Source organism: Sphingobacterium sp. GW821-FHT03E03, assembly GCF_059420745.1.
In genome coordinates this window covers 14,901-38,174 of the sequence record NZ_JBWKUH010000005.1, presented here as the reverse complement: position 1 = coordinate 38,174, position 23,274 = coordinate 14,901, and the positions used below count along the sequence as shown (strand labels likewise).

General features: G+C 36.2%; 23 protein-coding genes. 9 read left to right on the top strand and 14 right to left on the bottom strand.

What is annotated here, in order from left to right; genetic code table 11:
- Positions 1-3 precede the first annotated feature (3 nt).
- Positions 4-768 carry an SDR family NAD(P)-dependent oxidoreductase gene (locus AC07UV_RS07980; RefSeq protein ID WP_495183473.1) on the top strand — a complete coding sequence of 255 codons (765 nt, stop codon included), beginning with the start codon at positions 4-6 and terminating at the stop codon, positions 766-768.
- Positions 769-796: 28 nt separating this feature from the next.
- On the opposite strand, the gene AC07UV_RS07975 is transcribed toward AC07UV_RS07980, so the two are convergent.
- From AC07UV_RS07975 to dnaN, 10 genes are all read right to left on the bottom strand, one after another.
- Positions 797-1,639, bottom strand: coding sequence for a formylglycine-generating enzyme family protein (locus tag AC07UV_RS07975; RefSeq protein ID WP_495183284.1), 843 nt, complete (start codon positions 1,637-1,639; stop codon positions 797-799).
- On the bottom strand, positions 1,636-2,415 hold the full coding sequence (locus tag AC07UV_RS07970; protein ID WP_495183283.1) for a hypothetical protein: 780 nt from the start codon (positions 2,413-2,415) through the stop codon (positions 1,636-1,638). Before AC07UV_RS07970 ends, AC07UV_RS07975 begins: the two co-directional genes overlap by 4 nt.
- Positions 2,396-3,151 (bottom strand): hypothetical protein, encoded by a 756-nt coding sequence (locus tag AC07UV_RS07965; RefSeq protein ID WP_495183282.1) that lies wholly within the window; start codon positions 3,149-3,151, stop codon positions 2,396-2,398. The genes AC07UV_RS07970 and AC07UV_RS07965 overlap by 20 nt, the downstream gene beginning before the upstream one ends.
- A gap of 236 nt (positions 3,152-3,387) precedes the next feature.
- A complete protein-coding gene (gene nadD, locus AC07UV_RS07960) occupies positions 3,388-3,963 on the bottom strand; it encodes a nicotinate (nicotinamide) nucleotide adenylyltransferase (protein ID WP_495183281.1) in 576 nt (191 codons plus the stop codon).
- A gap of 8 nt (positions 3,964-3,971) precedes the next feature.
- The gene (gmk, locus tag AC07UV_RS07955) at positions 3,972-4,541 is read right to left on the bottom strand and encodes a guanylate kinase (protein WP_120261277.1); all 570 of its coding nucleotides are present in this window, start codon (positions 4,539-4,541) and stop codon (positions 3,972-3,974) included.
- A 2-nt stretch (positions 4,542-4,543) separates the two neighbouring features.
- Positions 4,544-5,419, bottom strand: coding sequence for a YicC/YloC family endoribonuclease (locus AC07UV_RS07950; RefSeq protein ID WP_495183280.1), 876 nt, complete (start codon positions 5,417-5,419; stop codon positions 4,544-4,546).
- 93 nt (positions 5,420-5,512) lie between these two features.
- Positions 5,513-6,085 carry a CAP domain-containing protein gene (locus AC07UV_RS07945; protein WP_282251408.1) on the bottom strand — a complete coding sequence of 191 codons (573 nt, stop codon included), beginning with the start codon at positions 6,083-6,085 and terminating at the stop codon, positions 5,513-5,515.
- A 43-nt stretch (positions 6,086-6,128) separates the two neighbouring features.
- The gene (locus AC07UV_RS07940; protein WP_495183279.1) at positions 6,129-6,776 is read right to left on the bottom strand and encodes a DedA family protein; all 648 of its coding nucleotides are present in this window, start codon (positions 6,774-6,776) and stop codon (positions 6,129-6,131) included.
- A 111-nt stretch (positions 6,777-6,887) separates the two neighbouring features.
- A complete protein-coding gene (locus tag AC07UV_RS07935; RefSeq protein WP_120261281.1) occupies positions 6,888-7,550 on the bottom strand; it encodes a DedA family protein in 663 nt (220 codons plus the stop codon).
- Positions 7,551-7,564: 14 nt separating this feature from the next.
- Positions 7,565-8,686 carry a DNA polymerase III subunit beta gene (dnaN, locus tag AC07UV_RS07930; RefSeq protein WP_104384747.1) on the bottom strand — a complete coding sequence of 374 codons (1,122 nt, stop codon included), beginning with the start codon at positions 8,684-8,686 and terminating at the stop codon, positions 7,565-7,567.
- A gap of 209 nt (positions 8,687-8,895) precedes the next feature.
- Between dnaN and AC07UV_RS07925 the strand changes: the two genes are divergently transcribed.
- The 7 genes from AC07UV_RS07925 (at position 8,896) to AC07UV_RS07895 (ending at position 14,703) form a co-directional block, all read left to right on the top strand.
- A complete protein-coding gene (locus AC07UV_RS07925) occupies positions 8,896-10,038 on the top strand; it encodes a DNA polymerase III subunit (protein WP_495183278.1) in 1,143 nt (380 codons plus the stop codon).
- Between the two features lie 10 nt (positions 10,039-10,048).
- Positions 10,049-11,431, top strand: a complete 1,383-nt coding sequence (locus AC07UV_RS07920; protein ID WP_495183277.1) for a PSP1 domain-containing protein — start codon at positions 10,049-10,051, stop codon at positions 11,429-11,431.
- A gap of 7 nt (positions 11,432-11,438) precedes the next feature.
- Positions 11,439-11,951, top strand: a complete 513-nt coding sequence (locus AC07UV_RS07915) for a gliding motility lipoprotein GldH (protein WP_495183276.1) — start codon at positions 11,439-11,441, stop codon at positions 11,949-11,951.
- Positions 11,951-13,000 carry a tetraacyldisaccharide 4'-kinase gene (lpxK, locus tag AC07UV_RS07910; RefSeq protein ID WP_495183275.1) on the top strand — a complete coding sequence of 350 codons (1,050 nt, stop codon included), beginning with the start codon at positions 11,951-11,953 and terminating at the stop codon, positions 12,998-13,000. The genes AC07UV_RS07915 and lpxK overlap by 1 nt, the downstream gene beginning before the upstream one ends.
- A gap of 81 nt (positions 13,001-13,081) precedes the next feature.
- Positions 13,082-13,450 (top strand): hypothetical protein, encoded by a 369-nt coding sequence (locus tag AC07UV_RS07905; RefSeq protein ID WP_259185188.1) that lies wholly within the window; start codon positions 13,082-13,084, stop codon positions 13,448-13,450.
- A gap of 389 nt (positions 13,451-13,839) precedes the next feature.
- Positions 13,840-14,226, top strand: coding sequence for a hypothetical protein (locus AC07UV_RS07900; protein ID WP_495183274.1), 387 nt, complete (start codon positions 13,840-13,842; stop codon positions 14,224-14,226).
- 69 nt (positions 14,227-14,295) lie between these two features.
- Positions 14,296-14,703 carry a hypothetical protein gene (locus tag AC07UV_RS07895; protein WP_282251422.1) on the top strand — a complete coding sequence of 136 codons (408 nt, stop codon included), beginning with the start codon at positions 14,296-14,298 and terminating at the stop codon, positions 14,701-14,703.
- 153 nt (positions 14,704-14,856) lie between these two features.
- On the opposite strand, the gene dnaA is transcribed toward AC07UV_RS07895, so the two are convergent.
- Together dnaA and dxs are read right to left on the bottom strand one after the other, a co-directional pair.
- Positions 14,857-16,281, bottom strand: a complete 1,425-nt coding sequence (gene dnaA, locus AC07UV_RS07890; RefSeq protein WP_077436883.1) for a chromosomal replication initiator protein DnaA — start codon at positions 16,279-16,281, stop codon at positions 14,857-14,859.
- A gap of 552 nt (positions 16,282-16,833) precedes the next feature.
- Positions 16,834-18,762: a 1-deoxy-D-xylulose-5-phosphate synthase gene (dxs, locus tag AC07UV_RS07885; RefSeq protein ID WP_495183273.1), complete on the bottom strand. Its 1,929-nt coding sequence runs from the start codon at positions 18,760-18,762 to the stop codon at positions 16,834-16,836.
- Positions 18,763-18,923: 161 nt separating this feature from the next.
- Between dxs and AC07UV_RS07880 the strand changes: the two genes are divergently transcribed.
- Positions 18,924-19,712 carry a segregation and condensation protein A gene (locus AC07UV_RS07880; protein WP_495183272.1) on the top strand — a complete coding sequence of 263 codons (789 nt, stop codon included), beginning with the start codon at positions 18,924-18,926 and terminating at the stop codon, positions 19,710-19,712.
- Positions 19,713-19,833: 121 nt separating this feature from the next.
- Here the strand turns inward: AC07UV_RS07880 and thiL are convergent, their stop codons facing one another.
- Both thiL and nadA read right to left on the bottom strand, forming a co-directional pair.
- On the bottom strand, positions 19,834-20,886 hold the full coding sequence (gene thiL, locus AC07UV_RS07875; protein ID WP_495183271.1) for a thiamine-phosphate kinase: 1,053 nt from the start codon (positions 20,884-20,886) through the stop codon (positions 19,834-19,836).
- A gap of 159 nt (positions 20,887-21,045) precedes the next feature.
- A complete protein-coding gene (gene nadA, locus AC07UV_RS07870; RefSeq protein WP_495183270.1) occupies positions 21,046-22,041 on the bottom strand; it encodes a quinolinate synthase NadA in 996 nt (331 codons plus the stop codon).
- Positions 22,042-23,274 lie beyond the last annotated feature (1,233 nt).

The following is a 23,274-nucleotide window of genomic DNA, read 5'->3' as shown; positions in this document are numbered from 1 at the left end:
TCCATACTGCAATCTTTTGATTTGACCGGGAAGGTCGCTTTGGTAACTGGCTGTAAAAGAGGAATAGGTAAAGCTATAGCTGAAGCATTAGCGGAAGCTGGGGCAGATATCATTGGTGTTTCGGCATCGCTGGAGACAACAGGGTCGGCAGTAGAAAAATCCATCCAAGCATTAGGAAGGAATTTTTATGCTTACAAATGTGATTTTTCAAAAAGAACCGCACTCTATCAGTTTATTGAAAAAGTAAAATCGGAGCATCCAACCATAGACATCCTGTTCAACAATGCTGGAAATATTCTGCGTAAACCAGCAGCTGAACATCCCGATGAGTACTGGGATGAAATTATCGAAATCAATCAAAATGCGCAATTCATCCTGACAAGGGAAATTGGAAAAGATATGATTTCACGTGGAACTGGAAAAATTGTATTCACGGCATCGTTATTGACTTTTCAAGGCGGTATCAATGTTCCTGGATATGCAGCCTCCAAAGGTGCAATAGGGTCATTGGTAAAGGCTTTTGCAAATGAATGGGCCTCCAAGGGAGTGAATGTAAATGGTTTTGCTCCAGGTTATATAGCAACGGATAATACGGAAGCATTGAGAGACGATCCAGAACGTTCTAAATCTATCTTGGATCGTATACCTGCTGGACGCTGGGGTACGCCAGAAGACTTTAAAGGACCAGCGGTATTCCTTGCTTCAAAAGCAGCAGATTACGTACATGGCACCATCTTTACTGTCGATGGTGGCTGGATGGGAAGATAAAAAATCAACATTTTAAGATTAGTTTGTTTTAAAAGTCTTTATCCTTCGGGGTAAAGGCTTTTTTTACGATCCTAAATCCGAGATTACTGAATGAGGCATTCGGGCTAACAGAGCCAATATAGACCGTATTGAAGGCCGAACAGCTATTTCTACTGCACCACCATGACCCTCCTCTTGCATGTGCTACATGACGCTCCCCATCTCTATTTAGCTTGCCTGAACAAAACTCAAATACATTACCGAACACATCATAAAGTCCCCATGGATTCGGTTTGAATGCCCCTACAGGGGAAGTATACATATAACCATCCGAATAGTCTGCTTTAAGGTGATCTCTGCTATGCCATATATTAGCATATTGACCTATATTTTCTTTATTCACCCCTTCAAAATAACGTCCATCATTGCCTGCTCTCGCAGCGATCTCCCACTCCTCAAAAGTGGGTAACCTACAATCAGCCCAAGCGCAATAAACCAATACGTCTTTAAAAGATATACAGGTAACAGGATGATCCATTTTGTCTACTATACCTCCACGGCTTATCCCATTTGGAAAACGCCAATAAGCAGTGCTGTCTTGCAGCCACCTGAATTCGGCAAGTCCAGGCTCAAATACCATTGCATTATGATATCGTTCTGCCAAAGTCTGATAGCCCGTCGCCTGTACAAATTTTTCAAATTCGGCATTGGTCAGTTCGTATTGAGCAATCCAAAAAGATTCTATTTGTACTGTTCTTTTCGGATTATCCATACTCATCGTATCCCCCAATTGATAATCTCCTCCGGGAATTAAAACATACCCTTTCTCCTGCCCTACTAATGATATATAGCCCAAGAGAAACAAGATCAATATGGAAAGTGCTTGTTTCACTGGTTTTTACGTTTTTTATATAGCGCTTGAGCGGATTCAATAATATACTCTTCGTTGGCTCTTGAAAAATTCACCCAGCTATCAGAATGCGTATTTTCTCCGTATAACTTGTTGTATATTTTAGACTGTTCAAATGCTCCAAAATTTGACGTTTTCAATAATTGAAGCAAAGTAGTCAATATATCTTTGTCCTTTGGATTCTTTTGATAGAAACTGACCAAAAAGGGAATACTATCCCAAGCATCAATTTCTATTAACGCTGTTTTATAATTCAATCCAAGTGTATTGCTACGTGTTGCTTGGTCTGTAATCAAGTCTATTACTCTTTTTCTATTTTTCTTCATAAAATGAAGTTGACGATCACTCCAAAAAACGCCATTATAAACAAAAAGCAAATGCCCGAATATTTTGCTTTGGGGGTCAAATACAAACATGCGCTCTGCGCAAGCCTGACTGTAAATTTCAGGATAGATCATTGTATAGGTAAACTTCTCTTCGAAGCTCAACTTATCAAAGTCAGCTCTCGAAATTCCAGCATCATAGTCTACCAATGCTTCATCCGGAAGGCTTTTCAGTCGCTGTTCAACTAAGCCTTGGACCTTTTTGAGACCAAAAGGTGGTGTACTTGTTTTTTCCCGCATGCCATAATATGCTGAATCATTTGGACGAGGTTCATCCCAGGCAACATCTTTATATTCTTGGCCAAAACTCGGATTACTGATAAAGCCCAGCAAGATCAGGCAGCAAGCCCATATTTTATTTACCTTTTTTTTCATTGTAATACCCCATTGCTCTACGATATATTAGTGCTTCGTTTTCTTGATTATAATCTAAGTAGGAATAGTAATTACTTGTCTCGCCATATAACTTTTTGAAGGATGTAGACTTCATAAATTCGCTATATTCGCCACGTTTCATCAGTAACAACAGCAAAGTTAATGCATCCTTATCTTTAGGAGTTTTCTTTGCATATTCAATAACAAATGGAATCATTTGCCAGCCATTGATCTGTTCAATCGTCTCTTTGTAATTCACCCCCATTCGTTTGCTTCTCAAGACAGACTCTTGAATCAGCTTCATAACCGAATCTCTGTTTTCTTGCAAAAAATCGATCTGTCTTTCTGACCACCAAGCTTCATTAAAACCACCGAGCAACTTACCGAATATTTTCTTGTCAATAGCTTTCTGATTTTCTGGTATATCGCAATTCTGGGCATATACCTCAGCATGAATCATGGTATACGTAAATTTTTCGCGTAAACTTAAATTCTTAAAATCCGTTGCAGAAAGAGCAAGCACACCAGTATCTGTCCCATCTCTATCCGCTACAGGAGATAATTTAGCAATCAAAGCTTTCACCTTTGCCAAACCATAAGGTGGTATTGTCATCTTTGTCCTAAGTTCAATAGCAGCGGGATCCATGATATAATTACTTCCTTCCTCATTTTCTGTCTGTGCAAAAGCCCAAGTCCAACTACTTAGGCAAATAAATAATAAAATTAAACTTCTCATAAAGTATACATAATGCTATTTAAAAGTAAGGAAATTATTTCTACCAAAAACAATTCCATTTTTTTAATCTAATACCATAAATTTTATTTATTTCTGATCTATAAAGGTATCACTTTCGATATTTCTACATGTTCCAAAGCTATGCGCTGCAAGATTAGCTTTCTAACTACGTAGAAAACAAAAATCCCTGGACTTCCTAAGAGATCCAGGGATTCACTTTGTATATTTTGCAGTCCTTATGAATAAAGCCCCTTTTTATCTATAAAATCAATTACTTTTTGCGGTGTAAAAAACTGAATATTCTTATTCTCTTTGATCGCTTTTCGCAGAAAAGTAGAAGAGAGTTCCATTAATGGTGTATCTGTCATGGTTATGGAAGGATGATCCTTAAGTTTTCCCCCATTATAACCTGGACGAGGGTACACATAAATATGAAAATCGCGCAAAATAATCTCCGGATTCTTCCATTTCTCCAATGACTCTAAGATATCCTCGCCCATCAAAAGCACAAATTCTCTAGTTGGATATTTTTCTTTTAGAAATGTTAAGGTATCTATTGTATAAGACGGTACCGGTAAATGAAATTCAATATCACTCACGCGCAAATGTTCACAATCCTCCACTGCAAGATTTAGCATCTCTAAACGATCGTAGGGATCCGCTAAGGTAGATTTTTTCTTAAATGGATTCTGTGGAGAGACCACAAACCAAACTTCATCCAGTCCAGTAAAATTGGCCATGTAATTTGCTATAATCAAATGCCCAACATGCACCGGATTAAAGGAGCCAAAAAACAAACCAATTTTTTTCATTTAACCCTTTATTTATTGATGAAGCCCATTACAATTTCTTCTGCGTCGGCACAAGCAGTCGCGAGGTCAAAATTTTTCAAGATCACATCAAACTTATTCGCATAGGTAAGTTCCAATTCCGCTTTGGCAAATCTTTCTTGTAGTTTTTCCTCCGAATCTGTGCCACGTCCGGTTAGACGTTCTTTAAGGACCTCTAAAGATGGTGGCTGCACAAATATAGAGATTGCCTGTTCTGGAAATTTAGATTTCAGGCGTAATCCCCCGACGACATCAATATCGAAAATAACATTTTTACCCTCTTTCCAAATACGTTCAATTTCGGAACGCAAAGTACCATAAAATGTGCCAGAATAAACCTCTTCAAATTCGATAAACTCTTGTTTGGCCACTTTATGCAAAAATTCTTCTTTGGACATAAAGTAGTAGTCTTTTCCATCGACTTCCTGTCCCCTTGGATCACGAGTGCTCGCAGAAATAGAAAATTCTATTTTATCTCCATGTTTACTTAAAAGGTCTCTTACTATAGTTGTTTTTCCCGCACCCGACGGTGCTGAGAAAATAATTAATTTACCGCTCATCCTTATAATACGTTGAGCAACTGCTCTTTTATTTTTTCTAATTCTTCTTTCATTCTAACCACAATCTGCTGTATACCGGCGTGATTAGCTTTAGATCCCAAGGTATTGATTTCACGGCCCATTTCTTGAGAGATAAAGCCTAATTTCTTACCATTTGAATCGGCCGAATCAAAGGCTTTTAGAAAGTAGTTACAGTGTGAACGGAGTCTAACTTTCTCTTCAGTGACATCTAATTTATCGATATAATAAACAAGCTCTTGTTCAAAACGATTCTGATCTACATTCTCTTTACCCACGCTATCATTGAGAAATTGATCTATACGTTGTCTGATCAAAGGAATACGCTCAACTTCCAGTGCTTCCACTTCGCCCAAATAGATCAAAATCATTTCAGCTCTCTTTTTTAGATCTTGAGCCAATACATTTCCTTCATCTTCACGGAATGTATTGAAATGTCTTACCGCATCATAAAAAGCATCCATCAATACGCTAGATTCTTCATCATCTACGGTATCGTCATTGTTGGTGACAACTTCGGGCATATTTAACGCCAATTCGAATAGATTGACATTTGTATCATTTAGCTCATTTGCGATCTGCTGCAATTGACCATAATATTTTTTCAGTAAATCAGCATTGATAGATGAGGCCTTGGCTGTTTGATCAGCATATTCTACGGTCACGTTCAGATTAACTTTTCCGCGTTCAATAAGCTTACTGCACTCGGTGCGCAAGGTCAATTCTTTGTCCGATACTACTTTAGGTAGACGAAGATTTAATTCAAGGAATTTTGAATTTAAGGACTTTATTTCGACACTATATTTGACTTTACCGTTCTCTTTGGAAGCCGTGCCATATCCTGTCATGGATTTTATCATATGCAAAGGTATGACTTTTCGAATAAAAGTTGAAGACGCAACATAGATTAATTGCTGATACTCCTCAAATTACCTCCAAATAGGACTGTTTATTTACCAATCATGCTTTGCAATAATAACAACAAGATAGCTTTCATAAGGACTAGCTCCCTTGCACTTCACATAACCAATCCCAATATCATATAATGATCCGTTCCATTGATCCATACCCAATAAATGCGTACGATGGTGGTAACCTGGCGCTTCTCTTCCGATAATCAATGCTTTAATAGCATCGGTTGCACTAGCACGATTAGCAGCAATGGATTCAAAGTTATTGGCGCTCCTTTTTTTTAGCCAAGACTGATTTAACTCGTATCCGGCTTCTTCTATAAAATAATTGGGTCCATAGCCCTCAGGAGAGACATGATCAAAATAAGACCGTTTGGCCATATCTTTAGCGCGATATTCTGCAACTTCGGCAAGCTGCTTGTTCCAATTAAGCTTTGTTCGTGTAATCTTTTGTAGATTGAAAAGTTTTAATTCCTTTTTATATTTCTCAGGATTTGTTCGAATTTTATTCAATAGATCGTAAGCCTCTTTTGCTTGACGCCGATCGACAGAGACACGCTGCCCTAAAGCAAGCTGTGTGACAAATAAGGTAAATGCTAAAATGAAATATTTCATATCAATCCTTTAACCTTAAAAGACTGACTTTAGTATTTAACGTTTAATCTTTTTTTGACCTTTTAACAGCTAAAAACTGTATCAACATGGGTATTAGGCTAATAAATATGACAGCTAATACAACTAGGGAAAAATTCTGCTTGAAAAAAGGAATCTGCCCAAAAAAGTAACCCGCTAGAATAAATAACGATACCCATAATATACCACCTACTATATTGTATTTACCGAAAATGCGGTATGGCATCCTGCCAATACCCGCTACAAAAGGGGCAAAGGTTCGGACAATAGGTACAAAACGAGCATAAACAATGGTTTTAGTACCATATTTAGCATAGAAATCTTGTGTTTTTTGAAGATAGGATGGTTTAAAAATTTTTGAGTCTGGTTTAAAAACTCGAATTCCAAAATATTTACCTATCTCATAATTCACAAAATCGCCAGAAATAGCCGCACATATTAGAATAAATAGGAAAAGTAATAGTGAAAGATTGCTTTCTGGTCTTGCAATAATGGCACCCAATGCAAATAATACTGAATCCCCCGGAAGGAATGGTGTAACCACAAATCCTGTTTCAGCAAAGATAACCAAGAATAGAATGAAATAAGTCCATCCAGCATAGGTATTGACAATCTGCAGCAAGTGTTGATCAATATGTAAGATAAAATCGACCAGTTGAGAAACAAACTCCATATTCGATAAATAAAACCTTCATGCTCTTTATAAGCTCCAACAGCTATGAAAATCAACTGAAGGTTCTTTCTGACTAATAGAAAACAGATACTTTCAGAAAAAAAGGGAGTCCTATTGAACTCCCTTTTTAGTTTTTATTTTTTCTTTTACCAATTCAAATATAATAGGTAGTACTGAAATAAAAATGATCAGTAGTACCACTTTCGAAAAATTATCTCGAATAATTGGAATATTACCCAAAAAATAGCCAGCTAATGTTATGCCGCCCACCCACAACACAGCTCCGACTATATTGTAAGTAATGAAAGTACCATAATTCATCTTGCCAATACCACCAACAAATGGTGCTAATGTACGTACAATGGGTACAAAACGGGCTATGACAATCGTTTTACTTCCATACTTTTCATAGAAAGCATGTGTTTTGGCAATCTGTTCATCCTTGACAACCTGTTTCCCAAAAAGTTTGAATTTTGTCAATCGCATCCCAAAATGCTTTCCGATGGAGTAGTTAAGAGAGTCTCCTGATATTGCAGCAATCAGCAGGATCAATATCATCAACCAAACATTCAGTTCATTCGGTTGTGCAGCAAGCATTCCGCCAGCAAACAGCAAAGAGTCTCCAGGTAAAAAAGGCATTACGACCACACCTGTTTCCACAAAAATGATAAGAAACAAAATAAGGTATGTCCATAATTGATAATCATTGACAATTTCAACCAAATGTTTATCAATATGGAGAATAAAGTCAATAAGATGTGTAATTATTTCCAAAACCGAAAAGAAGATTAAGCGTTATTTAACATCACTGGCATAACCAACATCAAAATGTCCTCATGATCTTCAGACGTCGCAGGAATCAATAAACCGGCACGATTTGGTGTACTCATTTCGATAACAACCTCTTCGCTTTCAAGGTTATTTAACATTTCAACCAAAAATTTAGCGTTAAATCCGATCTCCATATCATCCCCCTCAAATTGACAAGACAAGCGTTCGTGTGCTTCGTTGGAGAAATCCAGATCTTCAGCAGAGATATTCAATTCGCTACCAGATATCTTCAAACGTACTTGATGTGTTGTTTTATTTGCGAAAATAACAACTCTTCTCAAAGTGTTTAAGAAAAGTAACCGATCAACTGTTAGCTTATTTGGATTGACTTGAGGAATTACCGCAGCATAGTCAGGGTAACGCTCATCGATCAAACGACAGATAAGATTGATATTACCAAAACTAAAAAATGCGTTGGTCTGATTATATTCGATAGATACTTTTGTATCATCTGATGGTAAGGACGATTTTAATAAAGAAAGTGCCTTCTTAGGTAGGATAAGTGAAGCAGGTTTTTCAGCACTGATATCTGATCTGGTGTAACGTACCAATTTATGTGCATCTGTAGAAACAAAAGTCACATTTTTCTCAGCCAATTGCACTAAAACCCCAGACATAGCTGGTCTCAATTCATCATTACTTACCGCAAAGATCGTCTTACTGATAGCTTCCGAAAGAACCGGAGCTGGCATTTCTATAATAGATCCGTTATCAATAGAAGGAATTTTAGGAAAATCATCTGCATTTTCTCCGCTCAATTTATATTTACCATCACCTGCACTGATTTCAATAGCCAATGTATTCATGTCTACTGAAAAAGCAACGGGCTGATCAGGGAGAGTTTTTAATGTTTCTATCAAAATCTTAGAAGGCATAGCTACTCTTCCTTCTTCTTTTGCTTCAATCTGCAAAGAAGTAACCATACTCGTCTGCAAATCCGTAGCAGAAATAGTCAAGTTATTGTCTTTTATTTCAAAAAGAAAGTTTTCCAATATTGGTAAAACAGTACTTGTACTAGATGCTCCATTGATAGCTTGTAACTGCTTTAATAAAATTGATGTTGATACAATGAATCTCATTTCCTAATTACTAATTATTATGTGCAATAATACACAAATTAATCAATATTTTTCAGATTTGTAAATGCCTTTCTTTCCACATACGAAGATTTATTGCACTTAAATAAGCGATTGTATTTCAATTAATAAGCACGCTTTCAAAAGTATAGAAAGCAAATTCACCCTGATAAATCACAATATTTATTACATTTGTATAATAGCAATAGTGTATGCAGTTTAAAGATATCATTGGGCATAAAGACATTAAAGAACATCTTGTTCGTACGGTTCATGAAAACCGTGTGAGCCATGCGCAATTATTTCTAGGCCCGGAGGGCTCCGGAAGTCTTGCGCTAGCCTATGCATATGCTCAGTTTTTAAACTGTGAAAATAAACAAACTACGGATAGTTGTGGCGAATGTGCTTCTTGCCGAAAATATGGCAAGCTGATTCATCCAGATTTGCACATGTCCTATCCTTTTATTGCCAAACACAAAGAAGATACAGCGACAGATTATGCTGAAAACTGGCGAAAGTCCTTTTTAACCAATCCCTATATGGGTCTGGAATACTGGCGAAATCAGTTGGATGCAGATAATAAACAGGTCAATATTAATATTGCTGAAGCACATGGTATCATCAAGAAATTGAGTCTTAAAGCTTTTGAGGCTGAATATAAAGTTTTGATCATGTGGTTGCCCGAATACTTGGATACCCAAGGCAATGCCTTATTAAAATTGATTGAAGAACCGCCCGAAAAAACGTTATTTATTTTGGTTGCAGAGAATCAAGATAAAATTTTAAATACCATTATTTCTCGGACGCAGTTGGTCAAAATTAAGAAACTAGATCATACCGAAGTCTCACAGTATTTGAAGACTGCGCAACATCTTTCTGATCAGGAAGCATCTGAAATAGCTTTTATAGCTGATGGAAACTTACAGGAAGCGCTTAATCAACTCAATACACAGAGCAATAATCATTTTGGCATTTTGGTAAACTGGCTGCGATTTATCGTATCGGACGCAGGAACAAACATGATCTCTTTAGTTGAAGAGGATTTGTCCAAAATGGGTCGCGAAAATCAAAAGAGCTTTCTTTTTTATGCGATCAACATGATGCGGCAGATTATTTTGATTAAGGAAAGACTCTCCAGTCTCGTATTTTTACCTGCCAAAGAATTGGATTTTGTCCAAAAATTTGCAGTACATTATAGCATAGAACAAATTGAAGAAACAATAAATCTATTTGAGGAAACGCATTATTTTGTAGAAAGAAATGCAAACCCTAAAATATTATTTTTAGATTTATCTTTGCAATTAACATTAATATACAAATACAAAACGTTTCCGAAAGGAACTCAATATATATAAATAGAAAACTATGGGATGTGGCAGTTGCTCATCCGGCGGAGGTTGCGGTACTACCACAGCAAATGGTATACCATCAGGATGTCAGAATAATGGATCCTGCATGACTAGCGGATGTAATAAATTAGATGTATATGACTGGCTTTCCGATATGGATATGCCATCAAACTATAAACCTTTCAATATCGTAGAAGTACGATTCAAAGGATCTCGAAAAGATTTCTTTATTAATGTAGACAACCTATACCTTGAAATGGGAGAAATGGTCGTTGTAGAGCCCTCAACAGGGGGATATGACGTTGGCCACGTTTCTTTGACAGGTGAGTTAGTTCGATTACAATTAAAAAAGAACAATGTTACCCCTGAATTGGTGACAAAAAAGATCTATCGGAAGCCAAATGAAGTGGATGTAGAAAAGTATAATGCAGCGAAAGATCTTGAATGGGAAACCATGCATAAAGCACGTAAACTTGCTTTGGATCTAGGCTTGTCAATGAAAATTTCTGATGTCGACTATCAGGGGGATAAAACGAAAGCAACGTTCTATTATACAGCAGAAGGTCGTGTGGATTTTCGTGAATTGATCAAGAAAATGGCTGAAGCATTCCGTATACGGATTGAAATGCGCCAGATCGGTATGCGTCAGGAAGCAAGCCGCCTTGGCGGTATTGGATCATGTGGACGCGAACTATGTTGTTCTACTTGGTTAACGGATTTTAAAACCGTTTCCACCTCTGCTGCCCGCTATCAAAACTTATCATTGAATACCTTAAAGCTAGCTGGACAATGTGGTAAGTTAAAATGCTGTCTCAATTATGAATTGGATAGTTATATGGACGCATTGAAAGACATTCCTAACAATATTGACCGTATTGAAACACTAAAAGGTGTGGCTTATCTCCAGAAAACCGATATCTTCAAAAAAATGATGTGGTTTTCTTTCCCAGGAGCAGAAAACTGGATTGCAATGCCAGTTCAACAAGTCAAAGAACTTGTCGAAATGAATAAGCAGGGTATTAAACCAGAGGCCATATCAAGTGCAATAGAAACCGAAGATATCCGAGAGGAAAAAATTATCAACTACGATTACGAAAATGTAGTCGGTCAAGATAGTTTAACACGTTTGGATGACCGCAACAAAAGAAAGAAAAAACGGAAAGCCAAAAGCAATAATGCTAAACCGGAAAATAAAAGCGGTCAGAAAAATGATAAGGCTGAACAAAATCCACCAAAACAGGTAGTGGCCAAACAGCAAAGCAATCCGGATAGTACAAATCCTGCAACGGCGAGCAAAGAAAATAAAGAGGGGCAAAATAATAAACCTAAAAAACGCTTTAATCGCCATCGAAATAAAAACAAAGGCAACAATAACAATCCTGCCTCAAAAACAGAATAAAATGAATATGCCTAATTTTAAAATGTTAGGCATATTCTATTTATATAGATTTAAAATGAAACTAAAGGCTTTTCTTTTTGGAGTTTTATGTATTGGTTTATGGACATCTTGTGACCAAACTGCTATTATCAATGAAAATAAACCTATCGAAAATAAGACGTGGTTATATACCTCACATCCTAGTTTTCAATTCCATATTAGCGACAAGACAAAAAAATACGATGTACTTATAGATGTACGCCATACACCTGAATATGCTTTTTCAAATCTCTTTGTTTTGATTTACCAGCAAGGTCCCGATAAAAAAACAAATACCTTCCGTAAAGAAATTAAATTGGCAAAATCAGATGGAAAGTGGATTGGAAAATCATCAGGTAGTCTTTACAATCAGCAATCTATCATTCATCAAGATTACATATTTCCAGACACAGGATTATATACGATATCCATTGAACAGAATATGCGAAATAATCCTTTGCAGGAAATTACAGATATTGGATTGACAGTAATACCAAAATAATGTGGACTTTCTTACGATATCTGCTTCTTCCCCTCTCCATTATTTTTGGATTAATCGTATGGTTAAGAAATCGCCTATATGATTTCCATGTGTTACCAGCTCGATCTTTTCAGATTCCTACTATCGTTATTGGTAATTTAGCAGTTGGTGGTACCGGTAAGAGTCCCATGACCGAATTTGTTGTCTCATACCTTAGTCGTTACTACAAGGTAGCTATTCTCAGCAGAGGTTATGGTCGAAAAACAAAAGGATTCCGGACTGTGCAAACAGATTCTCTTGCAATAGATGTAGGTGATGAGCCATTGCAATTCAAAAACAAGCTTTCAAATGTCACAGTAGCGGTATGTGAAGATCGTTGTACTGGAATAGAAAAACTTCAGACAGATCATCAGCTTATTATCTTGGATGATGCCTATCAACATCGAAAATTATCTCCTTTATTTAATATTCTTTTATTCGATTTCCGATCCTTTTCGCAACCTATGTTTGTATTTCCCGCTGGAAATTTCAGAGACCTACTCACTGAATCTAAACGAGCACAAATCATAGTCATTACAAAATGTCCGCCTAATATTTCTAGTGAGGAAAAAATACGTATAGAAGAAAAGCTCCGTCGTTATAACAGAGAGGCCTTGATCGCGTTTAGCCATATAGACTATTTTGAACCTGTTAGTAGTGATGGGAAACCTATTGATATAGAAAATAAGGATATAATATTAGTGACAGGAATTGCCAGACCACAGCCATTACTAGATCATGTCAATAAAAAAGCAAACTCTGTCAATCATATCTCTTTTGGAGATCACCATACATTTAACGACTCCGATATTGACCAAATCATAAAAGCATTCCAAACTCTAAATAGTAGCAATAAAATAGTATTAACCACTGAAAAGGATTATCAACGGCTAAAACCATATAAAGATCGTTTCGATACTACAGAACTCGTCTATTTACCGATAGGACTTAAATTTAATGATCCAGAACAAAGAGATCAATTTTGTAATATTATAAGTGATACAGTCGCATTAAGTGTTAATCAACCTTAAATTTTGTTAAGGGCTAATATTTTAGTAAACTTTTTCGTCAAATTTATATTCAAAAGGAAAGCAAACTTAAAATATAAAGCGATGAAAAAGAAAACTTTAATGGTAATAAGTGGTCTGCTTTTGGCGACAACAGTAGCTTTTGCGCAACAGCGCCAACAACGTAGTCCCGAAGAACAGGCGAAGATGCGTGTGGAACATCTAGACAAACTACTTACACTTAATCAAGTGCAAAAAGATTCCATTTATAATCTTACATTAAGCCAAGCCCAACAGCGAGCGGCAATAAAAAGTGATGGTGGAGACCGCAAAGCCAATATGGAAAAGTTTAAACAGCTCCAAGAAGCTCAGGCAACTAAAATAAAATCCTGGCTCACTCCAGATCAAGTAAAACTATTCGATGAACAGCAAGAAAAAATGAAGGATAGAATGAAAAAACGTTCTGAAAACTAATTTTAATGAAAAAGGTCGATTATTTATCGACCTTTTTTATGAATTATTCTATGGTTAGCCAAAATAGTAGAGAGTATACTTCTCTATAGCATATTAGACCTATAAAGCCTTATAATACCATTATTAGGCCTTTTAAGGCCATTTATCCTTCCAAGCAAGCATATTCTTTCTTCTATACCAAAAGCGATTCTCCGCCCTTTATTTAAAACAAAACAATCATTATCTATTATATATTGCACCTAAAACACATATACAACTTATAATAAACAAGATACATAAACATGTAGCGTTAAAACTTTGTTAAAGTAACATACTTGATACAATATAAATCAGCTTTATTAGTTTTTATATCAAGACATCATAGTTGTAACTTTTTAAATACAATAGATATGAAAAAGCTAATTTTAACAGGTATAGGATTGTGTTTGGCACTTAGCCTAACATTCGCCCAACAGGCTACACCTGAGGAAACCGCTGCGAAAGCTACTACCGAACTGGTACAAAAGCTGAATCTGAATGATGAACAGAAAACTGCTGTATCCTCCATTCTATTGGATCAAGCAAAAGCAGAAGAAACAATTCTAAAAGATAGCACTTCCACTGCCGCTGCGAAAGGCGAAAACCTCAATAAACTTCAAACAGAAGTAGACAGCAAGGTGAGTCAATTACTTACAGAAGATCAAAAAACTATTTATCAGAAGGTAATTGCCGAACGGCCAGCAAAAGCTGTCCCTACGCGTACAGAACCTACTAAAACAGATTCCAGTGCTAATTAACAGCTTATGTAATAATTAAAACAGACGTTAATAAATTCATTGAATAATTTCATTTTAAAATTAAACATCATGAAAAAGTTATTTTTAACCGGTATAGGTTTTTTCCTAGCGATGAGCCTAATATTTGCACAGCAAACCACCCCAGAAGAAAATGCAACTAAAGTTGTGACTGAATTGGTAACAAAGCTTACACTGAATGACGAACAAAAAACCGCGGTATCACCAATTGTATTGGATCAAGAAAAAGCGATAGCAGCTGTTATACAAGATACCACAACAACAGCAGATGTAAAAAAAGAGAGCATTACGAAGCTTCAAAGTGAATCAGATAGCAAGATCGCTCTACTATTGACAGACGAGCAGAAAGTGGCCTTTAAAAAATACATTGAGGAGCGACCTGCAGTAAGTATTCCTGCCACTCCGGCACCAACAGAACAAAAGGAAAATAACAACGAAAACAGCAATCAACAACAATAATCATTCTATTCAAATTAAGAGGAATGTATTAAAACTCTGGATATGCTTAGGCATATTCAGAGTTTTTTTTTATTCCACTACCATATAGAGTACAAAAAAAGGGTTGTCTAGATAGACAACCCTTTTTTTACTTTAACTCGATACCAATCGACATTAAGATTTCAATTTCTTCATAATGTCGCTGACATAAGTTTTAAATTTCTTGTCAGTTTCAATTAAATCCTCAACGGTTTGACATGCATAGATGACGGTTGAATGATCTCTTCCTCCGAAGAATGCGCCAATCGATTTGAGCGAAGATTTTGTGTGGCTTTTTGCTAAATACATCGAAATTTGCCTGGCCTGCACGATTTCACGTTTTCTGACCTTTGACTTTACCATATCCACAGGAACCTCAAAGTATTCGCAAACTAATTTTTGAATAAAATCCATTGAAATTTCCTTATGTGTATTCTTCACAAAATTCTTCAACATCGATTTCGCCAGCCCCAAATCAATTTCTTTTTTGTTCAATGTAGATTGAGCCAATAAAGAAACCATTGCTCCTTCTAATTCACGAACACTGTTATCGATTTGTGTTGCTACATATTCCACGACATTTTCAGGTAATTCAATGCCGTCAGAATACATCTTCTTCTTCAAAATCGCCATTCTTGTTTCCAGATCCGGAATTTGAATATCTGCAGATAATCCCCACTTGAAACGACTAAGCAAACGTTCTTCTAAACCAGCTAGATCTTTAGGTGCTTTATCAGAAGTCAGAATGATTTGTTTTCCAGATTGGTGCAAATGATTGAATATATGGAAGAAAATATCCTGTGTTTTCTCTTTACCAGCAAAATTGTGTACATCATCCATGATGATCACGTCCATTGCCTGATAGAAATTAACAAAGTCATTGATTGTGTTATTTTTCAATGAATCCACAAACTGCTGACAGAATTTTTCACAGGACACATAAATGACCAACTTATCGGGAAGATTTCTTTTGATTTCATTACCGATAGCTTGGGCAAGGTGTGTCTTTCCCAAACCTACATCACCATAAATCATTAAAGGGTTGAATGAAGTACCTCCCGGTTTGTTTGCTACAGCATAGCCCGCAGAACGAGCAAGACGATTACATTCACCTTCAATAAAATTCTCAAATGTGTAGTTTTGATTCAATTGCGGGTCAACCTGCAATTTCTTTAATCCAGGAATAACAAATGGATTTTTGATATCTCTATTCAAAGATACCGGCACAGGAATAGATTGTCTCTTACCCTCTGCCCCATTGCCATTCGATGGAAGATTAGTCGTATAGGGATGAGAAGCTGATGACTTCTCAACTACAATATTGTATTCCAATCTACCTTGTTCTCCTAGAAATTTCTTTACGGTCTTTCGAAGAATACCCACATAGTGTTCTTCCAACCACTCGTAAAAAAATAAACTAGGTACTTGAATAGTCAAAACGTCACCCTCCAAACGGACTGCTTTCACAGGTTCAAACCAGGTCTTGAAACTTTGTGCTGGGATATTATCTTTGATAATCGAAAGACAATTATTCCAGACACTTGAATACGTTTTTTCCATTCTAAAATTGTTAATAAGTTGATTTACAATACGCGACAAAAAATATGTTGATAACTTTCTCTGAGAACGAAGATGACAAAAAAAAATCAGCTAAAAAACTAAAATATAAAATAATTAATAAAAATCTATATATCAGCTGTTTACCTTGTAAAATTATGGAAAACTCGCGCTAAAATTGATCTCTAAAAATAATTATTAACATTCCAAATTTATTTCAAAAAAAAGAACAAAAAAAGTAGTAAACATACTACAGCTCAGTCTTAAAGGTATAGAACTAAATTAACCAAAATAAAAGCGAAATACAACCTTTAGTTCATATATTTTTAATATTAAATTTATAAGAATTTAAACTCTACTTAACAACATTACTCAACATCTTTCTACTCTATTCTGAAGCCCTTGTGAAATAAAAAAGTATAATAATTACAGGTCGTTAAACAATCGTTTTTGTAACATGACAGAAAGGAAGACTCCAAAAAAACTTTTTCAGCAAAAAAAAAGGAAATCCCCTTAGAGGATTTCCTTTTTATGGTAAATTATAAATGGCTGAATCTATCCAACCATTGTATGGGTAAATTTTCCATCACACATCTTTTTTCCCTCTTCCACAATTGCAGCAGCATCGTAATGAGAATTTCGCCATTGTGCATTCTGTTCAGCATGTTCTACAATTCGGTCAGGAATACCTAATCGTATAATCTGACTATTGTAACCATGGTCGGCCATAAATTCCAATACAGCGGAGCCTATGCCCCCCTGCAGACAGCCATCTTCAACTGTGATTATCTTCTTGAATTTTTTAAACACTTGATGCAATAAGGCTTCATCCAAAGGCTTAGCAAATCGCAGATCATAATGTGCAGGATGTATTCCCAATTCATTCAATTGCTGTACTGCTTTGACGGCTTCATTTCCAATAGCGCCGAAGCTTAAAATAGCGAGTTCCTCGCCTTCAGTAATCACCCGTCCTTTCCCTATTTCTATTTCCGTAAATGGACGGCGCCAATCTGGCATCACCCCATTTCCTCTCGGATAACGAATAACGAAAGGCCCCTTATTAGGTAACTGTGCCGTATACATCAAGTTTCTAAGCTCTTCTTCATTCATAGGAGCAGAAACAGTCATATTCGGGACACAACGCATAAATGCAATATCATAAGCTCCATGATGTGTTGCACCATCCGCTCCCACTACCCCAGCACGATCTAAACAAAACACAACATTCAAATTTTGTAGGGCGACGTCATGGACAACCTGATCATAGGCACGTTGCATAAAGGATGAATAAATATTACAAAAGGGTAATAAACCCTGAGTCGCTAAGCCAGCACTAAATGTAACAGCATGTTGTTCGGCAATACCAACATCAAATGCTCTGTCAGGCATTGCCTTCATCATGATATTCATCGAGGAGCCAGAAGGCATTGCTGGCGTGATACCAACAATTTTTTCATTTGATTCAGCAAGTTCCACCATAGTATGTCCAAAAACATCCTGGTATTTTGGTGCAACTGGTTTCTCACTTGAAGATTTCTTTATCTCGCCAGTAATTTTATCAAATAAGCCTGGCGCATGCCACTTCGTCTGATCTTTTTCAGCAAGCGCAAATCCCTTTCCTTTCATTGTTACAACATGTAGCAACTTAGGACCAGGTATATGTTTAAGATCTTCAAGCGTCTTGGCCAACTTCTTTACATCATGTCCATCAACTGGACCAAAATATCTAAAGTTCAATGACTCAAAAAGATTAGCATTCTTCAATAAAGTACCTTTGATGCTTTTCTCCAGTTTTTTTACTATGCCGAGAGCATTTGGTCCCACTTCAGAGATTTTGATCAACACAGCAGCTATATCATCCCGAAATCTATTATATCGTTTTGATGTAGTAATACTTGTTAAATATTCTTTCAGCGCTCCAACATTTGGATCTATGGACATACAATTGTCATTCAAAATCACCAATAGGTTAGATTTAGAAATACCGGCATGGTTCAAGGCTTCAAATGACATACCGCCAGTTAAAGCTCCGTCTCCAATAACCGCAATATGTTGACGATCTTTTTCTCCTTTTATTTGGGAAGCTACAGCCATGCCTAAAGCCGCTGAAATTGATGTAGAAGAATGCCCTACGCCAAAAGCGTCGTATTCGGACTCAAAACGATTGGGGAAACCCGAAATTCCGTTTTCTATGCGATTCGTATGAAATATCTCACGACGTCCGGTCAGAATTTTATGACCATAAGCCTGATGACCTACATCCCAGATCAATTGATCATAAGGTGTATTCATTACATAGTGTAACGCCACGGTTAACTCAACGACTCCCAAACTTGCTGCAAAGTGACCACCATTCACCGAAACTTGATCAATAATAAATTGACGTAATTCCTGGCTTAGTTGTTCTAATTGGTCTTCCTTTAGCTTTTTAAGATCAGAGGGATCGTTTATTTTACTTAATAGTTCTCCAGCCTCAAATTGCATAGTACTGCTATTTTACATTAAATGTTTACACAAAGTAACGACAATTTTATTTAATCTTTAAAATAAATCGCATTTCCATATTGAGCTACAACAAATAAAAGCACCAATAGTTTCTCTATGGACAATTCCAAAAGATTTTATTATGTAAATTTGTATTAGATATGCAAGTAGAAGAAGGTTACGAAATCAAGCTTCCCCAATTTGAGGGACCTTTTGATTTATTACTATTTTTTATCGAGCGGGATGAATTGAACATTCATGATATCCCTATTTCGAAAATTACTGATGATTTTTTGTCTTACGTTAGTCAAATGCAGGCACTCAATATGGAGATGGCCAGCGAATTTATTTTTGTAGCCTCTACATTGATGCGTATTAAGGCGAAGATGTTATTGCCTAGACCAGATCTGGATGAAAACGAAAACGAAATAGATCTTAGAGAAGACCTAGTTCAGAAACTTATCCTCTATAAGCAATTTAAAGAGGTCTGTGAAGGCTTAAAGGTAATGGAAGAAAATCGTCTCCAGTTATTTAGTAGAGGCAACATCCAATATGATATACGACAACGACTACAATTGGATGCAACAGGTGAAAACCTAGACAGCTTTGACCTCTATGGACTAATGATGATCTATGAGCAAATAATGTATCAATTTCGCAATAGACCAGCAGAAGTAACACATACTGTTGTAAAGTATCCCTATACTATAGAACAACAGAAAAAGGCGATAGCTGAACTTATTGAAATCAATAAGAAATTGGATTTTCAGGAGATATTGAAAAACTCAGAAAACAAGATTCAGTTTGTATATAATTTCTTGGCCATTCTAGAGATGCTCCAACAGCGTTTATTGCAGATAGAAGTAGGTCTTGGATACAATAATTTCAATGTCGGAGAGCGAGATCCGCAACAAGAAGATCTGATACTCGAAGAGGAACTAGAGCAATAAAAAATGGCTGTCAAATTAGTTTGGCAGCCATTTTTTCTCGTTTCAACTAAACATTCCACATATAACTTTTTCAAGATCTATTCGCGGAAAACTCGTTTTTTACTTTTTGGATATCTTCTTTTTAATCCTTTTTTTTGAACGCATTCCAGCCCTGCGCTGTAATTGGATATAGATTTCCAGATTTCGAAATCATTTCACAGCCTTCTGAAGCAGCTGTCATGTAGCCTATGATACTGATATCAGGCAAATTCTTAATCTTATCGTGATCTGACTGTGCTATTGTAAACAGCAGTTCATAATCCTCTCCACCATTAAGTGCTGCAACGGTTGGATCAATACCAAATTCACGTCCAGTATCATAAGTCATCTGATCCAATGGAATTTTTTCCTCATACAATCTACAACCTTTGTCAGATTGGCGACAGATATGTAGTATTTCCGAAGCCAAACCGTCCGAAATATCCATCATCGACGTAGGTATAATGCCCAATTCTGCAAATAATTCAACAATATCTTTCCGCGCTTCTGGTTTTAACTGACGTTCAACAATATAGTCTTTACCCTCCAGATCCGGCTGCACGTTAGGATTTTCTAAGTAAATATCTTTTTCTCTCTCCAGTAGCTGTAATCCCATGTATGCTGCTCCTAAATCTCCGGATACACACAATAGATCACCTTCTTTTGCTCCGCTACGATAGACGATCTTTTCTGCATCGGCATAGCCTATACTTGTTACTGATATAACGAGACCTTGTGCTGAAGCCGAGGTGTCCCCACCCACCAAATCAACATTATACTTTTTACAGGCAATCAAAGCCCCCCGATAGATCTCCTCCACCGCCACCAATGGAAATTTGGAAGATAGACCAATAGAAAATGTAATTTGGGAGGCAATACCATTCATAGCATAAATATCACTCAAATTTACCTGTACAGCCTTATAACCTAAATGTTTTAATGGAACATATCTCAGATCAAAATGGATTCCTTCTAGGAGCAAATCAGTAGAAATTAAAGTCTTCTTTCCTTCAAAATCCAATACCGCTGCATCATCACCAATTCCTTTAATGGTAGATTTCTCGGTCAGCTCTACTGCTTTACTTATATAGTCAATTAGACCAAACTCTCCCATTTCTTCCAAATTGGTACGTTCAGTATTATCAAAATCAAACATGTTTAAAAATTTAAAAATTCAAAATATTATATTATGCATAATCAGGGCATTTCTCTCGATCCTTATCAAGATAGCTTGATTAATAGCATTATAAAATAATAATCGATATGAAAACCAATTTGTTATCATATCGATTATTATCAAAAATTATGCAAATTACTACAGTCCCAAACTTGCCGATATCTCTAACATCCGTTCAATAGGCCGTTGCGCGCGAAGTATGACATCTTCAGGAAGTAAAATTTCAGGCGATTCATATTTCAAACAATTATAGAGCTTCTCAAGCGTATTAAGCTTCATGTGAGGACAATCATTACATGCACAGGCGTTGTTCGGTGGAGCAGGAATAAAAGTCTTCTCAGGGCTTGCTTTCTGCATCTGATAAAGAATTCCAGATTCCGTGGCAACAATATAAGACTGGGCACTATCTGTCTGTGTAAACTTAAGCATTCCGGCGGTGGAACCAACATAATCTGCTTTAGCTAAAATATGGTCTTCACATTCAGGATGGGCAATAAACTTAGCTTCAGGATATTCGCTCTTGAGACGATCTATTTTATCCTGAGAAAAAATTTCATGTACCATACACGCTCCATTCCACAACACTAGATCACGTCCAGTTTTTTTCTTCACATATGCCCCAAGGTTACGATCTGGCCCAAATATGATCTTTTGGTCTATCGGAAGACTCTCGACAATTTGAACCGCATTGCTTGAGGTACATACGATATCTGAAAGCGCTTTTAATTCAGCTGTACAATTTACATAAGTAATCACCAAATGATCAGGGTATTGCTCTTTAAATTTAGCAAACAAATATGGTGGACATGAATCCGACAACGAACAACCAGCTTTAGCGTCTGGCAAAATAACTTTTTTTGTTGGTGAAAGTATCTTAGCTGTCTCAGCCATAAAATGTACTCCAGCAAACACGATCAAGTCTGCATCCGTTTTTGCTGCTTCTTGCGACAAGCCCAAACTATCCCCAATATAATCTGCAATATCTTGAATTTCAGACTCTTGATAATAGTGTGCTAAAATTACAGCATTCTTTTCTTTCTTTAATCGTTGGATTTCGGCTACCAAATCCAATGAGGGGTCAATCGGAGCATCATTATATCCTTTTGCCTGAAGCTCATAATTTACAATTTCCATACGAGTACTTTCAACAGTTTATGAACAACAAAAATAAGCATTGTTACATATATAAAAGTCAGCAAAAAGCAAATTAATCAAATATGTAGATAGAGGAAATTAAAAATAATATAAAAATTAAAGTTAAATAATTATCGTAAAAAAATATACACCAAGAAATAACTAATTTTAAAGCCTCTTAGAGTTGTATATCTAATAAATAACCAACCTATATATCCGATATCAAAAGCTCAGTGGGTTTGTTTCAGAATCTTTCCAATACAGAAAACGAATTTCTATGAATTTCTAGCCTTTTGAACGTTCTTCGGCATGTTACAAAACAAGGAAAAATATAGCAAAAACGGAAGCTTTATTTATTAACATTTTCTATTTGATCGAAATTTGCAGCCGTTAGAACCCGCTATTCAAAAACGAATTTATGAAGGAAAAAAATATTGATGTCTAGCGAAATTTAAGAAGAAACTTCAAGAACCATCCACCCTTCTAATAACTACCATATCGAGCTGCTATAGACAGTAAAAATATGTCGATTTCAAAGAGAATAGCATCCGCAAATATAAAGTCGTTTAGAATTGATTATTCCCGTGTAGGAAGTCAGCCGCGATTTTTAAAAAAATCTAAAAGACTATATTTTTAAATCAACCAGTTTTTGAAAAAATAAAAATCTAAAAAAATAGGGAAAGGATTTTCTATACACAATCCATTGTCAAATAAGGCCGCTGAGAATTGGATATTCACATACTAGCAGCTAGCGGTGAAGTTTTAAGAATACCTGAAAGACTTTATTTTAAATCAATCAGTTTTTGAAAAAATAAAAATCTAAAAAATAGGGAAAGGATTGTCTATACACAATCCATTGTCAAATAAAGCCACTGAGAATCGAATATTCACATACTAACAGCTAACGATGAAGTTTTAAGAAAACCTGAAAGACTTTATTTTTAAAAAGAGCATTTTTTAAATGCACGAATCCAAAGGGTAAAACAAGCGTAATCTAAACGCTATCCATTCTCAAATAAAGTCGCTGAGAATTGAATATCTGTCTCTATTATCAACATAATGTGCTGCAGCAAAATCTCAAAGACTTTAAATTCTCAGATAAAGTGTTTTATACCGCAGATTTCGAAAATAAAAACTTGTATTATGAATAGATCAAGACAGTCAAAAGTAGTTGATTAAGTAATCCAGAACGATTTCAAAAGTTAATCGATTCCGAAAGACAAATATTGGCTA